The organism is Paenibacillus sp. FSL M7-1046 (assembly GCF_038007405.1).
Taxonomy (GTDB): Bacteria; Bacillota; Bacilli; order Paenibacillales; family Paenibacillaceae; genus Paenibacillus_AQ.
This window is the reverse complement of record NZ_JBBOXB010000001.1, coordinates 5,084,050-5,099,064: the sequence shown is the minus strand read 5'-3', so window position 1 is coordinate 5,099,064 and position 15,015 is coordinate 5,084,050. Positions and strand designations below refer to the sequence as shown.

Annotated in this window: 10 protein-coding genes; 4 read left to right on the top strand and 6 right to left on the bottom strand. The window is 48.6% G+C overall.

Going from position 1 to position 15,015, the window contains the following annotated elements; all coding sequences use genetic code 11:
* Positions 1–8 precede the first annotated feature (8 nt).
* Positions 9–1,046, top strand: a complete 1,038-nt coding sequence (locus tag NYE29_RS22500; protein ID WP_052092185.1) for an asparaginase — start codon at positions 9–11, stop codon at positions 1,044–1,046.
* Positions 1,047–1,218: 172 nt separating this feature from the next.
* Here NYE29_RS22500 and NYE29_RS22495 read toward each other — a convergent pair whose 3' ends face one another.
* From NYE29_RS22495 to NYE29_RS22480, 4 genes are all read right to left on the bottom strand, one after another.
* The gene (locus NYE29_RS22495) at positions 1,219–1,905 is read right to left on the bottom strand and encodes a cyclase family protein (RefSeq protein WP_076109737.1); all 687 of its coding nucleotides are present in this window, start codon (positions 1,903–1,905) and stop codon (positions 1,219–1,221) included.
* A 227-nt stretch (positions 1,906–2,132) separates the two neighbouring features.
* Positions 2,133–7,562, bottom strand: a complete 5,430-nt coding sequence (locus NYE29_RS22490; RefSeq protein WP_340897566.1) for a diguanylate cyclase — start codon at positions 7,560–7,562, stop codon at positions 2,133–2,135.
* 13 nt (positions 7,563–7,575) lie between these two features.
* Positions 7,576–8,742: a small-conductance mechanosensitive channel gene (locus tag NYE29_RS22485; RefSeq protein WP_340897565.1), complete on the bottom strand. Its 1,167-nt coding sequence runs from the start codon at positions 8,740–8,742 to the stop codon at positions 7,576–7,578.
* Between the two features lie 442 nt (positions 8,743–9,184).
* Positions 9,185–10,282 (bottom strand): winged helix DNA-binding domain-containing protein, encoded by a 1,098-nt coding sequence (locus tag NYE29_RS22480; protein ID WP_340897563.1) that lies wholly within the window; start codon positions 10,280–10,282, stop codon positions 9,185–9,187.
* A gap of 174 nt (positions 10,283–10,456) precedes the next feature.
* Here NYE29_RS22480 and NYE29_RS22475 point away from each other — a divergent pair, with 174 nt between their 5' ends.
* From NYE29_RS22475 to NYE29_RS22465, 3 genes are all read left to right on the top strand, one after another.
* A complete protein-coding gene (locus NYE29_RS22475; RefSeq protein ID WP_340897562.1) occupies positions 10,457–11,371 on the top strand; it encodes a sugar phosphate isomerase/epimerase in 915 nt (304 codons plus the stop codon).
* A 176-nt stretch (positions 11,372–11,547) separates the two neighbouring features.
* Positions 11,548–11,976 carry a VOC family protein gene (locus tag NYE29_RS22470; protein WP_076109742.1) on the top strand — a complete coding sequence of 143 codons (429 nt, stop codon included), beginning with the start codon at positions 11,548–11,550 and terminating at the stop codon, positions 11,974–11,976.
* Between the two features lie 239 nt (positions 11,977–12,215).
* Positions 12,216–12,620, top strand: a complete 405-nt coding sequence (locus NYE29_RS22465; RefSeq protein ID WP_340897561.1) for a CBS domain-containing protein — start codon at positions 12,216–12,218, stop codon at positions 12,618–12,620.
* 63 nt (positions 12,621–12,683) lie between these two features.
* On the opposite strand, the gene NYE29_RS22460 is transcribed toward NYE29_RS22465, so the two are convergent.
* Together NYE29_RS22460 and NYE29_RS22455 are read right to left on the bottom strand one after the other, a co-directional pair.
* Positions 12,684–12,962, bottom strand: a complete 279-nt coding sequence (locus NYE29_RS22460) for an STAS domain-containing protein (protein ID WP_038594175.1) — start codon at positions 12,960–12,962, stop codon at positions 12,684–12,686.
* A 1-nt stretch (position 12,963) separates the two neighbouring features.
* A complete protein-coding gene (locus NYE29_RS22455) occupies positions 12,964–14,973 on the bottom strand; it encodes a methyl-accepting chemotaxis protein (RefSeq protein ID WP_340897560.1) in 2,010 nt (669 codons plus the stop codon).
* Positions 14,974–15,015 lie beyond the last annotated feature (42 nt).

Genomic DNA, 15,015 nt, shown 5'->3' with positions numbered 1-15,015 from the left:
ACGAAAAGATGATTATTCCAATCCCTGAAGTGAATTTTGACGCTTCCCCTTACTATAATCCCGTGCTTAAAAATGTGGTCATTCTGGCTACCGGCGGCACCATTGCCGGAAGTGGAGAAGCCCACAAAACATTGAATTATGAACCCGGCGCCCTGCCGATACAAGACCTGCTGGACAGTGTTCCCCATCTGGAGCGGATCGCAAATTGCGCCGGAGTACAGGTCAGCAACCTTTGCAGTGCCGACATTACCAGCGACCACTGGCTGACGTTGGCTACATTGATCAACACCCTTGCCCTCCGTGAGGATATTCACGGATTCGTCATTACGCACGGAACCGACACTCTTGATGAAACCTCTTATTTCCTGAACCTGGTTATCAAAACCGACAAGCCGGTGATTATTACCGGATCAATGCGGCCTGCAACTGCGATCAGCGCAGATGGCCCACTGAACCTGTTCCAATCGGTAGCGTTGGCAGCGAATCCGGACGCTTCCGGTCAAGGAGTTATGGTTGTTTTTGCAGAGGGGATTTACAGCGGCAGAGATGTGCAGAAGGTGAATACCTTTAAAGCCAACGCCTTTGACGAGCGGGATTTCGGCTGCCTGGGCTACATGCGCGACAGTCAGGCTTTCTTCTATACAAGATCCCTTAAAAGGCATACCACTGCAGCACAGTTCGACGTATCGGCTCTGAGTGGATTGCCTGAAGTGTCTGTCGCTTATTTCCACGTCGATGCCGATCCGGGCATTCTAGATTACCTGGCTACGATCTCCAAAGGAATTGTAATTGCAGGAGCGGGCGGAGGAATATACAGCAAACCATGGATTGATAAAGTCGGGAAACTTAAGAACAACAACATTCCGGTCGTCCGCTGCTCGCGGATCTCCAGTGGAATTACGCTGAAGGATTCTTACATTGACCTTTCTGCCAATTCGATTCCCTGCAACAGCCTGGTGCCGCAGAAAGCGAGAATTCTGCTGTCGCTGGCACTGACGCAAACTGTACAGTACGATGAAATTGCCACAATGTTCAATGAGTACTAAGAGTTAAACAACAAACCGCCCGTGGATTGTCCACGGGCGGTTTGTTGTAGTTATAAAAGACAAACTGCGTAAATCACTTCTTCTTCATATCCGAGCGCCTTTACGCTCATCTTCTCTATGTATGCCGCAATTTCTTCCCCGGACGGATCGTCCGCACATTCCTTGTCAGGCTTTATTCTTCAATTTCAACGATGATGTTAACGATAGATGCATCATGGTTTTTAATGCGAAGCGGAGCTGTAAAGGCAGAAATTAACTTTTTGCCAACCAGCGGCGCTGGATTGACGTCTTCATAAATGAGTATTGTCTTCTCTTTATACTTTTCATGATCTAAGAAGGCATGGTGGACAAAATAACCGTTTCTTTTGGCTTCACTCATATTCTCAATGCTCAAGGTATCAATAGCCACCGCTTTGCAGTTTGGCAACTTCGTCCGGATGTATTCAGCGGCTTCAGGAGAGACAGCGGGGAAATTATTGGCGTATTTCCCGAAATCAGTATCCCGGTGTTTCCAATGACTCGTGTTGAAAATCAGAAGATCCGCTTCATTCAGTTCTTCATATTGTTCTAGCTTTTCGACGGTGATAAAGCCGTTCGGGCCAAGCGGGCAATCAATTAACAGCGGCTTTCGGTAAATGAAGTCTTCAATCGGAATAGCATCTATTCCCTTACCGTTATTCATGTGATGCCACGGGGCATCGACATGGGTACCGGCATGAAGATAAATACTTAACACACTTCCGTTCCAGTCATCCCCTTTGTCCAAGCGCTCTTTAGGCTCTAATTTCACTTCTGGCAATCCTGGGAAAACAGGCATTCCTTCATAAATTGGATAACCAATTTCGACGTATTTTGACATATTAAGATGCTCCTGTAGTTTAGTTATAGTTTTGTGCCATGCAGCCCCAAGCAGATTCAGCAGTGTCACTACCACAATAATACCTGAACCTAAGCGCTAACGGAAGCATGGGGAAGCAGCCTCACCGCAGAATGGATAGACATGTTAGGCTAGTTATTTTGCGGGTTCAGAGCAGACAGCAAAACCTCCGCAACCTTACGGCTCTGGAGGTTCTGAAAGAGAATTGGCTATTCAAACAGCGTCACGCAGTTTCTGCCCTCTGCTTTGGATTGATACAGCGCATCGTCGCCGAGCTTGTAAATATCCTCTTCGCGAAGGTTGTCGACGCGAACTGCGGCAACACCTATGGATACCGTTATGATTCCGTGCTCTGGACTCAGCGAATGTTCGATCCGCAGATCGGCGATGCTTCTTCTGATGTTTTCAGCATACTCGCGGGATTGCCACGGAGTGAATCCGGGCACCACAATGCCAAATTCCTCTCCGCCCAGCCGGAACGCGAAGCCGTCGGCATGTTCAGCCAATTGCTGCAGCAGACTTCCTACCTGCCGGAGTACGCTGTCTCCTTCATAATGACCATACGTATCATTGAATTTTTTAAAATAATCAATATCCAGCATCAGATAAGTCAGATAATTTTTATCCTTTGCCGCTTTCTCCACTTCATCGAGGAATAATTTGTTGAAATACCTCCGGTTATATAGACCTGTCAGCTCGTCGGTTATCGATATCTCTTCGATCAGCTGGATATATTTATTCAGTTCCTCGTTGTTCAGCTCCAGCTCCTTAGTCCGCTCCACAACCAGTTCCTCCAAATGATCCTTATGCCGTCTCAGCTCCTCCTCTGCCTTTTTGCGCTCGGTAATATCCTTTACGGTGCCTTGAACAGCCGGTTTGTTCATATAGGTAATAAGAGTCGCCTTATGAATGACAATAATTTCACGACTTTTGTCCTTATGCATCAATTTGGTCTCATACTCAAATGGAGCCTGCTTGCCCTCAACCCGTCTGGAGTAATAATGCAGAACCTTTTCCCGTTCAGCTGGACTCACGAAGTTCTCAAAATGCTGCTCCAGCATCTCCTCCGTGTGGTAGCCCAGCATTTGTGCCAGCGCTTCATTTGCGTATTTGCATTTTTTGTCCTGCGTAATAAAGATTCCGTCCTGCAGATTGCCCACCAGCTCACGGTATTTCTCTTCGGAGCGCTCCAGTTCGGAGTAAAGGCTGGCATTCTCCAGCGAGAAGACCATTTCTCTGGACAGAAGATTGATAATCTTCATCCGTTCCTTCGTAAATAGGCCTGTCACCAGGTTATTCTCCAGGTAAATAATCGCGATGGTCTTGTTCTGGTTGATCAGCGGCATGCAGACGAGCGACTTAGGACAGTGTTTGACGATATAAGGATCATTAACGAACGGGGTCTCGGAATAGGCATCATTGTAAATGACCGTTTCCCTGCTCTCCTCCACCAGCCTTACTATCGAATCCGGCAGATTGTCATACCTCTTATGATCCTGCACGGCTACCGTGATTTTATCTTCCTCCGGCTGATACTCCCCTTCCACCAGCAGACCGGTCTTGGAGGTCATCAGGATAAAACCCCGCTGGGCCCCGGCATTTTTGATGACAATCTGCATGAGCGCTTCCAGCAGATTATTCAGCTCAATTTCCTTAGAAATGGCCTGAGAGGCCAAGATCATCGAATTCAGATCAATGCTTTCGGTATAATCCGAGACCGTGCGCCCGTGCATAAATTCCTTGGTGTTGATTTTCTTGACGATATCCGGGTAGCGTTCGTTAATAAACCTGATCTTCTCCTTCGCCCCCCAGACGGAATAATAATATTCCGATTGTCTGAGCAGATAGGCCGCGAACTCTTTGAAACCCTTGTTGTAGTAAAAACGGGCCGCCAGCTCATTGGTCAGCGCCTTATATCTCACGAAGCTGCCCTGTTCACTGGTCTCAATCGCCAGGTCGTAGTAATGCCCCGCTTTCTCGTCCTGCCGGGAGATCCGTGCCCATTCGGCCTTCATCAGATATTCATGCTGGCGGAAGGTATGCGGTGCATGCCTGGCCCACTTGCGGACCCGGCGGAACTCCTTGCGCATTCTGCTCCGGGCCTTCTTTTTATCCAGAAAATTCAGATCCTTGTAACTGTAAGCCAGGTTAAGGAACGTGTAGAGGGCGAACTCCTCCATAAAAGCCGAGCCGGCAAGTGTGCCGATAATCGGGTAGGCTTTATCTATATAACCCATAGCCTCCCGGTAGCTCTCGTAGGTGAACAATAGCTTCATTTTATAAATATAATAGATGGCGATTCCGGAAAAATACTTGGCCTCCGTAAGCTCCCGCAAATAGACTTCTTCACTGAACTCATCCCCGTCAAAAGAATGGTTGTCCGCAAGCTCACCGGCCAGATTCAGTAGATACTGCCGGGCCAGCTGCGCTGTCGCAAGGGACTCCTTATACTTCGTATTCTCGATCATCGCAAGGGTCCGGCTGCTTTCCTGCAGGTTCGCGGCAATATCCATTGACGGATTCCAGAGATTTACGTAGAAGGAGGAGTGGGCCAGATACAATAAATCCCCTGTCCGCAGGCTGGCTTCTATGGATGTGGTGAACCAGTCCTGCAGCGTGTCCCAAGGCTCCGTCCAGGCGTGAGAGAACAGGGTATATAGTACATATGTCGCGCCCTTCCACTGCTGGTCATTGAACTTGTCATTCATTCGTATGCCCAGTCTTCCATAGTCAAAAGCTCCCTTGCTGTCCCCAAATCCGGATAACAGCATGGCATAGCCGACAAAAGCAAGTGCCGATTCCGGAGCATTGCCGTAAGTCAGCGTGAGCCCAACCTTCTTCAGTACAACTAAGCCAAAAAGTGAGGTCTCCCCGGAAATAAAGGCTGGTGGAATGAAGTTAATCAGCAGTCTCATGATCAGCTTCATTTCCGGCTCCTTCATCTCAGCCGCCGCAAAAATATCCTCGGCCGGTCTCCCGCGAAGTGCAGTCTTGATCTTCACAAGCTCCTTAAGCACGGAGCCCATACCAACCTTCTCCGGGATGTTCATTCCCAGTACAGCCAGGCCTTGTCTGCCCGATTGAATTGATTCCTTCATCAAGCCCAGATACATATAGTGATTAGCCTGCATCTCGTAAATTTGCGCAAGGGCCATTCTGTCTTCCGTATGCTGGATTAGAATTGAACAGGCTCTGTCTGCCGCTTCAGTATGATGGGTGAGGTAACCGCATTCCGCATAGAGCTCATAGATTTCTGCTGTCTGAAGCCGATCTTCGGTCCAGGCATCCTCCGGCAGCAGCTTTTTTGCCGTTTCCAGCAGCACATAAGCCGATTCATAGCCAAACCCGGCTTTTGCTTTGCGGGCTGCCTTCAGATTAAGCAGAATTACCCTGCTGATTTCCTGCTTATCGCCAATCAGCTCCAGCCCTTTGTTCAAATGTGCGGCGATATCGACGATTTTGTCCTCCGCTTCCTCAGGCGTCAGCTTATCCAGCATTAGCCGCCCGATCTTCAGATGCAGCGCTTTGCTCTTGTCCTCGTTCAGCATCTGGTAGAACGCCTGCTGAATCCGGTCATGGGAGAATCTGAACGGGATGTCGGCCAATTGCAGCAGATCTTCCCCCGCATCGGCGAGCAGACCTGAGAATAGGCCATAACGGTAGTCGGCAGGGTGAATGAACTCTCCTTCCACCGCCGCAGCGATACAGCCGGCAAGGACTTCCCGCGGCTCTTCCGCAATCAATGTCAGCATGCCATAATCAAACACATTGCCAATGGCAGCACCAAGCATCAAAATTCTGCGCAGATCTTCCGGCAAGGTGATCAGCTTCATCATTAGAAATTCGACGATATTGTCATTGATCGGGAGGTTTACAATCTGCTGAAGCTGCCAGGTCCACTCACCTTGCCGCTCATCAAAATACAAATACCCGGTTTTATTAAGATCCTTCAAAATTTCGCTGATAAAAAAAGAGTTGCCCTTGGTACGCTTATAAATAACCTCTGCAAGCTGTCTGACGTTGTCTGTACCCGTATAGAGTGTATCGGCAATCAGACTTTGCACATGACTCAAGGACAAAGCTCCCAGCTTAATTTCATCTACTTCCCTGCTTTTCTCCATTTTCATCTTAGAGGTAAACAGCGGATGACCAGCAGGCATTTCGTCGTGCCTGTAAGAACAGACAACAAAAACTTTCCGCAGCTGGTTATCCAGCACCAACCTCTCCACAAGCTGAAGGCTCGAGAAGTCCGCCCATTGCAGGTCATCCAGGAACAGGACCAGCGGTCTCTCGTTCCTTGTAATTCCTTCGATGAACTTGGCAAATGTGAGGAAGAACCGGTTGGTCTCCTCTGCGGGATTAAGCGGCGGGGGCTCCAACTCCGGCTGATCGCCGATGAACAGGCTGAGCTCCGGGATCAAGCCGGCAATCAGGCTGCCATTTCCGTCCAGCGCCTTGGTCAGAGCGCCTCCGATATATTGTTTGTAATCCTCATCCGGGCTGTCCAGCAGCTGGCTGATCAACTTTCGGAACGCCTGAATCAATGCACTGTAAGGGATATGCCTGTTGTACTGGTCGAACTTGCCTTCGGCGAACAGGCCCTTCTCCTGGCTAATGTATTGATGCAGCTCGTGAACCAGCGCAGTTTTGCCCACTCCGGCGTCTCCCGTTACGAACATAATCTGCGGGTTGCCCCGGACACAACGCTGGAATGCATCGGAAAGACAGGCTACTTCCGCTTCCCTGCCGTACAGCTTTTGCGGGATGCGGAATAGATTCAGCCGATCCTCGCTGCCGATCACAAACGCCTCGGTTCCTGCTAGACATTTTTTCAGATCCGCTTTAATTCCGTAGGCACTGCGGTATCTATCTTCAGCGGATTTCTCCATGAGTTTCATGATGATAGCGGACAGGACAGGTGAGACCTTGCCGCCGGCTGCTTTATAGGGGGGAACGGCTTCCTTGGCGATAATGGAATAAATCTGCTCCAGCATTTCCTCCGAGTCATGCGGCTTTATGCCGGTCATCATCTCGTAGAGCACAACGCCAAACGAATAATAATCACTCCGGTAATCAATATTCCGGCTCATTCTTCCCGTCTGTTCCGGGGAAATATAGTGCAGGCTCCCTTCGAGTACACCGCTGTTCTGAAACTCCGGCCGCTCCTTGGACAGCTTCACGGCAAGATCGAAATCAATGATCTGTACGAGATTCCGTTCCCTGTTCCAAATGATATTCGAGGGTTTGATGTCCTTATGGATTACATTCTGTTCATGTATCGCTCCCAGAATATCAATTACCTGAATCGCCAGCTGCAAAAGCGTGTGCTGATCCGGCGAATCTTCAGCCATAATCCTCTTAAGCGACCGTCCACCGGCATCCTCCAGCACCATGATGTAGCACCCGTTCTGCTCTACCAGCTTGTAAGGCCGAATAACCCCCGGAGCCGTTTCACTCAGCTCTTGAAGCAGCCTGAATTCCTGTTTGAACCGCATCACAGCTTCCGTACCGGCAAACTCCGACTTCAGCACTTTCAGAATGACCGTAATACCTGATGCAGCATCTGCGCACCTGTAGACCGATTTGATAACGTTGTCGGAAATAGTTTCCAGAAGCTGATAGTTTTCAAATGCAATCATGCCCACTCCACCTTTAGCTCTTGTCTCCCGTTACTTCAAAATCGGCATCAAATTTAAACACATAGGCGGCGATCAGCCACATAATCCAACAGTTCAGGCCAAAAAATAGATACCCGTAGTAGCCCAAAATCGGCATTTCGGAAAAAATATGGAACTTATCCAGATAAGGCACAGAATATTTCCAATAATTCGGATTTACGGGCATTGAATCGTGGAACCACTCGCTGCCAAAGTTCCAGAACTCCCAGAAGAATCCGTTGCACAAAGTGGCCAGTGCTATCAGAATAACCTTGGACCAATCTCCGTTCTTGATGGATGTAAACGGGGTCCAGAAGCCGGCAAGCGCCATAGCGGCAGACAGCATCGGGACAAGAGCCACCCAAAGCACCCAGAACAGCAAATAGGGGTAATACCCCATACCAAAGGCCAAAATCAGTCCAAGGACATAATAAATAATCAGAAAAGTTCTAGAGACCGTAAATTTCGGCCCGTTTTTGTAGCGCTCCCTAAGCGCCCTGAAAGTCTTGAGCAGCATGTACCATTCAACAATTGCCGGAAGCACGGTAGTATAGGACAAAGAAAACCAGAACACATTGCCAAAGTTCGAGAAGACCTCTTTATTGGGATAATACCAGTTTTCGATCACAAAAAAATTAAGATATTCAAAAGCGAACCAGCTGAAGCAGGACACCACAGCCAGCAGCTGCATCAGTTGAGGCTTGCGGGAAATAATCGAAACTCCGTTAGTTCTTTTATAAACCAATCCGTCCAAAATCAAAATAAATGACCACCACAATGGAACAAACGTGTAGGATTCCAACGAAAACGGCAGCTTGAGCCGTGCCCACATCAGAAACCAGCTGAGTGCAAGCACCGGCAGACTCCACCAGAACCAGACGGGAAATCCGGTGGCTGGAGCCTGCGGCTCAGGTATCCGCTGAGTCTTCTTGAACCCAAACCAGCGGGGAAATAACAGCACCAGGGTAATGAGTAAAGCCACAATACAGGCCAGGGAGAAATAGATCAGGCTGAACCCCGGATCGTTCTCCACCTTTTGTGCGGGAAACTCACCATAACCTGCGGGCAGCCCCTTCCACTGAGCCAAACTGCCCAGTAAAGGCAGAAGAAAAATCAACCCAAACGTAACGACCAAAAAAATTGTTTTCCGCCCTGTTTTCATTGTCTCTAACCCCTCTTATGCACGGATTTCAAAAGTCGAATTTTGCTGGCACACACTCGCTATCTATTCGATAGCCCTCCAATTTATTCCTGCTAGCGTGATCGGTTCTTTCAACTTTTAGTCATACTTTTCAGCTTTTTTCACAAGTGGAAACGGCTTCGCCGTCCTCAAAAGGACGGTATCCGTTTCAGCGAGAAATAGAAGGATAATTTATAGCGTGAAGCATACTAATTCTTATATTTTAAAAAAGGTCCCGCCGGCCAATCTTGGCCAGAGGAACCCTTAGGAAACATCCGCCTTCGGCGGCATACTCCATGGGATCAACGAACGCATTATCCTGAATCGTTGTTTTCCATGATTTATAGAGCACATTCATATAATAAGAGCAGTGTCCAAAATGATTTACAACGTTGGCCTTACGGGCAATCCAGCGGTTTTCGGCTTATATTTCTTTCATATCAAGCTTGGTGAGCGGGAGTCCCAGAAAAGCAGCATAGCGTCCGGCAGCCTCTTCCAACTGTTCTTTGAGGACGCCGTCCAAGGATCTAAAGGGGGATAACATCAGCTCGGCACCTTTTTTCTTGAGGGTTCGTTTCCATATCCCGATGACCTGTCCATCCCATACAATCGTCGGCATAAATACACCGTTGTTGCCGGGAACAATTAGCGGAGCGGTCTCCGGCTCAAGGACCGCACTGCGGTCCTTGTAGCCCAGAATATACTCATCGAAACCCGGAAGCAGATAGACACCGGAAGATTTACCGGTCTCTGCTCCGTCAACCGGTGTATTCGGCATCCAGTACTCACCGGATTCTATAACTTCGCTTATAAGCTCGTTGCTCACCGCGTCCAGTCCTGCTCTGGCATCCGTAACCGTCATGCCTGTCCACCAGGCGAAATCATGTACGGTTGCAGGCCCATGGGTCGTAAAATACCGCAGGGCAAGCTCAGCAAGTGATTCATCGAAGGACAGCTCCCTGGACCCGGTTACCCATTCATCCAGCAGGACGAAGGTTTGCTGCTTGCCTTGCAGAGGCCCAAAACAAATTAATGCGTTATACGCGCAGTGCCACAGGATATGGTAGCCCCGTTGGCTGGCAGTGCTGATCCCCTCATCCTCCAGCAGCCGAAGCAGATCAGGGCGCGTAATACACCGCCCTCCTTTTAAGGCATGATAGAGGATCCTTCTGCAGCGCTCCAAAGTCTTGTCGTCCAGCTCCAATTGTTCCAGCCTGCGTTTTGTCGCCCGCAGCAGCCGTGGAGCGCATAGCTGAAGCATCCACTTCACATCTTCAGGCGGTACACAATGAATGGTCCCGCGAAGTGACCAGGTCAGAAGAATTTTCCGTTCCGTAATGGCCCGCTCCACATCGGCCAATCCCGCCGATGCTGTGCGCAAGCCGATAGCCCAGACCGCCTGCATATAGTCCTGTGCCTGCAGCGCACCTAGTGCCCTTACGACCTGTTCCGGCTGCTGGAACGCGGGACTGCTGATGTGCTGGTTCAAGAGCCGAAGGCCGGCAATCCGCTTGTTAGTCACTTCTATTCTCCTTTGCTAAAACCTTTTGAAACCATTTCTTTCCCCTAGTATATTGAACGGGCCGGTTAATTGTCTATCCGAAATACTACGGCCCAGGCAGGAAATTGGAAGTTGTCCAGCGAAGCTAATACCAAAAAATGACTTAAAAGCGAGGCGGTTAGACTGCAGCAGTTTATGATTGGACAATATGGAGGGTTTGATTACGAGAAATTCCATAAAGACTTTAGAAACGGATTCTATGGAATAGAGGCTTGTTCATTCACCACCGCAGAAGATATGCAGCATTTAATCGAAGAATCCCGCAGCAAAGGATTTCAGGTTGGCGTACATTTTCCGTTCCGGGCTGACGCCACCAGGCTACGCGATCCCCTTTTCCTCTCCACAGACGGGCAGGTGCGTGAGGATGCCTATCAGCATGTCCGGGAAGAGCTGGATGTTCTGACAGCCCTTCATCCGGAATATATTCTTTTTCATTATCCGAAACCTGTGATTCTGGACGAACGTGTGAATTGGACAGGATGGCGGTTTGGAGATTCCCGGGAGTTTATCTATGAATCTGAAATCACGCTGGAAGAGCTGATAATGCGCAGCGAGCAACTCTTTGAATGGCTGAATGCACAGAGCCTTCAGTATCAATTTGTCCCCGTATTGGAATTTGATTCATTAAACAGATATATTTACGACAACGATTTTTTCGAGCAATTATTGATCCGGTACCCCCGGATTAAGCTCTGCCTGGATACTGCGAGGTTATTTTTGCAGGACAAGCTCGACCCGTATTTTGATGCCAGAGCCATCCTCAGAAAGTTTACCCGCTATGCAGGTCTGATCCACCTCTCCAATGTTCAGGTGAATGACAGTGTGCAAAACAGCCACTATCCGGTTCTTCCCGAATTAAGCCCGCAAGACGGCTGGGCACCAATCGAGGATTATTTGCGGATTATCCGCGCGGAGAACAGTGACGTAAAAATCATGTTCGAGCACCGCTCCGACCTTATTTCAGAGGAACAATTGAAACGCTGTTATTTATGGGTTGACGGAATCCTGAACGGAGCAGCGCAGCCGGATAGCGGAAACATTTCATTCTGAAGGTCAACTCTTCATGCGCAATATTACCTGAATTGACATAAATTTCGGGGTATTCATTGTATTTGTTCATTGCAGCTTGTAATATAGACCCGAAAGAATATTTTTCTATGGACAAGGCCATGATACAATATGGAAATGTGCGCTTGGCTTAATTTAACATTAGAGGAGTGAAGCATGTGTCTGTTGATGTGTATTTGAATTTCAATGGGAACTGCCGTGAAGCTGTAGAGTATTATGCTGCGGTGTTTGGTACAGAGGCTCCACAGATCATGACCTTTGGAGATTCACCGCCAAACCCCGAGTATCCGCTTCCTGAAGAAGCCAAATCCTTGGTCATGCACTCCAGATTGAACATTGACGGCAGCAATGTAATGTTCTCTGATGTGTTTCCGGGCATGCCTTTTACGGTGGGGAACAATATCAGCCTCGCTCTCGTATCCCGCGATGAAGAGCAGCTCAAATCCTGGTTCCATCAGTTGAAAGAAGGCGGAACGGTAGTCATGGAGCTGCAGGAGACCTTCTGGAGCAAATGTTACGGCAGCCTGAAAGATAAATTCGGCATCGAATGGCAGATCAGCCACGAGAATGGCGAAGCAGGCAAGTAAGAACAATGCATGTTGATATCTAAAACAGAGAATATAGAATCCCGCTCGTTTTTCGCAGGGTTTTATATTCTTTTTTGTGGGTGGGAAATCACATTTCTTGAAATGGAAAAACAAGCTGAGACGGTTGTTACAGGTTCGAGGGAAGTTAAAAATCTTTTTTATTAATGCGCTTACATACTAAACTATGGTTTAATTAAACTACCGCTACGCATTTATTCCACTGTAAAGGAGTCGAACCTATGGAAATATCCTCTTTTTTGCTGCCCAAAGATCAGGTCGCATTTATTGCTTCCTCCATATCCATGCTGGAAGCTATGGAGCAGCTGGAACAGCATTATTATTCTGCGATACCCATCATTGACAATGAAGGCAAATATGTTGGAACCTTATCAGAGGGCGACTTGCTATGGAAGCTGAAGAACACAGCGGATCTCGGCTTTGAGAATATGCGTGAGGTTACCGTGAGCGAGATCCAGAGACATGTGCATAATGAGAGCGTGGAAATTCACGCCCAGATGGAGGATATGCTTACACTCGCCGCAGACCAGAACTTTGTGCCTGTCGTCGATGGCGCCGGAGTCTTTCTCGGCATTATCCGCCGCAAGGATATCATTGAATATTACACCCGGAATATAACCGATTAATTCACGAATACAACCAAGGCCTCCCACCGCTTTCTGCGGGGGAGGCCTTGGTTGTATTTTTACTTATAATATCTCAAACACATTGGTCAGTCTTGTTAGTTCAAAGATCTTCAACACATTTGAATTCAAGGATTGCAGTCTGATCGTGCCGCCATTCTCCACGCATTTCTTATAAGAGCTGACAATCACCCCAAGCCCGGTGCTGTCGATGAACCGGCAGCCGCCGAAATCAAGCAGAAAACTTGAATACCCCGTGCTGATATAACTGCGGATATCTTCTCTAAACTTGCTTGCTTCTTCTACGGAAAACATCTCCGGCATTTCAATAATAATCTCGCTCATGTCATTTCCCCCTAATTATAAATTTCTCAACGAGGAATTCCAGCTCATTGGCCATGGCGCTGACCTCCTGGGCAGAAGAGACGAAATTGTTGACTGTCGCCGCTTGTTCCTCGGTTGCGCTGGATACACTTTCGCTGTTCATTGCCGCCAATTCCGAGATCGTGCCCATAGAGTCAATGAGCTTGATGATCTGATCCGAGGTGGCAACCTCGTCTTTGGTAATCTCCAGGATTTCCCGCACACTATCGTTAATCATCTCCACCGATTCAATGATATGAATAAATGCATGATCGGTTTCATTAACGATTCTCACGCCTCCCTCCACGGCTTCCGAGGCACCCCGCATCGAGTTCACAGCTTGCGCAATCCGGGAGACCATATCATGTACCAGCGATGAGATTTCGTTTGCCTGCCTGTGCGTTTCATCCGACAGCTTCCGCACCTCTCCTGCCACCACATTGAAGCCGCGCCCGTGTTCTCCCGCTTTTGCAGCTTCGATGGCGGCATTCAGCGCCAATAAATTGGTCTGCTTGGCGATGGCATTAATGGTTCCGATAATGGTGGAGACTTTGCCGGACAACTCGCTCACAGTCTGCAGCTGCTCTTCTGTCTCCTTGGTGCTGCTGTTGATCGTATCCATCGCCTCAACCGTATTAATGACCTTGATTCTGCCATCCTGTGCTGCCCGGTTGGTGCTGTCCGCGTTCAGGGAGGTCGCTGCCGCCTTGCTCTGAGCCAGCTGCACCAGACTGGAAAGCTGCACCAGAACCTGCGAGGCATTCACTACGGAATGGTTGTTATTCTCCGCACCGGCGGCAATTTCCTGAGTGCTGGAGCTGATTTCTTCAATTGACGCACTAATCTCCTCTGAAGAAGCCGCTATTTCTTCCGACATGGAGGTTAGAACCTCCGAGCCCGCCCTTACTTTCTCAATAATGGCTTCCTGCTTGTCAATCATTGCATTAAAGGAATCGCTTAGCGACTGCAGCTCATCCCCTGATGTGATGGCCGTATGTACTGTCAAATCGCCATCACCGGCCTGAGCCATGGCCTTTTCCAGCTTCTTGATTGGACTTATGATACTCCGGGTGGTAAAGAAATACCCTGCAAGAAGAGCTACCAGAATGAAGGCAATAACAACGATCAGTGTCGTATTTCGGATCTCTGTTGCAGACGCCATGTATTCCCCGTAATTCGCAGTGGTCGCCACAACCCAGTTTCCTACAGGCTGAAAGGACACATATTTATAGACGCCTTCATAGGTATAAAAGCCATGGGAAGCTTTTCCGCTTTTCATAATCTGTACAAGCGCATTTAATTCCTTATTGCTGTTGCCGTCCAGATTTTCTGTGAGAATCTTGCCTTTATCAGGATGATAAACCACAAGGCCTGTACGGTCGATCATATACCCGTACCCGCTCTCGCCAATTTTCACTTCGGCTACGGGCGCGGAAATGCTGTCAAAGACGATTGTCCCGATCAATACGCCCTTAATAACATTATTCTGACGCAGCGGATGGGCAATCGCAACGATATGCTGATTGGTTTCCCTGGAGGTGAGGACATCGCTTATCGCCTCTTTCCCCTGAAGCGCCTGCTGAAAATACTCCCGGTCCTGCACATCCAGCTCCGGAGCTTCAGAACTGCTGGAAAGCAGCGCCTTGCCGTTCACATCAGCAACGATCAGCGATTCAAGCAGCTTGGCGTTGTCTTGTTGAATACCGGAAAGATAACTGAAAGACGTCTTTCTTTCTCCCTCCGAGGCTGGACTTGCGGCAAAATCAGCCAGTGTGCTGTTTTTGCTGGCGATTTCAAGATAATTGCCTACCGCTTCAAGCTCGCTCTCAACAGACTTGGCGGCTGAACTTGTTGTTGTTCTTAATTCCTCTTCAATTGTCGTTTGCAGTGCATTTGCCGCCAGTTTGTAAGAGATGATACCGGAAACAAACAACGGCACGCTAATGATGAGGAACAATAGAATGCTGATTCTAACCTTTAAACTTAACTTCACCGAATTCTCCCCTTTTCCATTCACAGAAAACAGTCCTCAGAA

Excerpts from the sequence above, each read along its gene's own strand:
- NYE29_RS22475 (WP_340897562.1), top strand. The coding sequence starts at position 10,457 with ATGATTGGACAATATGGAGGGTTTGATTACGAGAAATTCCATAAAGAC.
- NYE29_RS22490 (WP_340897566.1), bottom strand. The coding sequence starts at position 7,562 with ATGATTGCATTTGAAAACTATCAGCTTCTGGAAACTATTTCCGACAAC.
- NYE29_RS22500 (WP_052092185.1), top strand. The coding sequence starts at position 9 with ATGATTATTCCAATCCCTGAAGTGAATTTTGACGCTTCCCCTTACTAT.
- NYE29_RS22460 (WP_038594175.1), bottom strand. The coding sequence starts at position 12,962 with ATGAGCGAGATTATTATTGAAATGCCGGAGATGTTTTCCGTAGAAGAA.
- NYE29_RS22495 (WP_076109737.1), bottom strand. The coding sequence starts at position 1,905 with ATGTCAAAATACGTCGAAATTGGTTATCCAATTTATGAAGGAATGCCT.
- NYE29_RS22465 (WP_340897561.1), top strand. The coding sequence starts at position 12,216 with ATGGAAATATCCTCTTTTTTGCTGCCCAAAGATCAGGTCGCATTTATT.
- NYE29_RS22485 (WP_340897565.1), bottom strand. The coding sequence starts at position 8,742 with ATGAAAACAGGGCGGAAAACAATTTTTTTGGTCGTTACGTTTGGGTTG.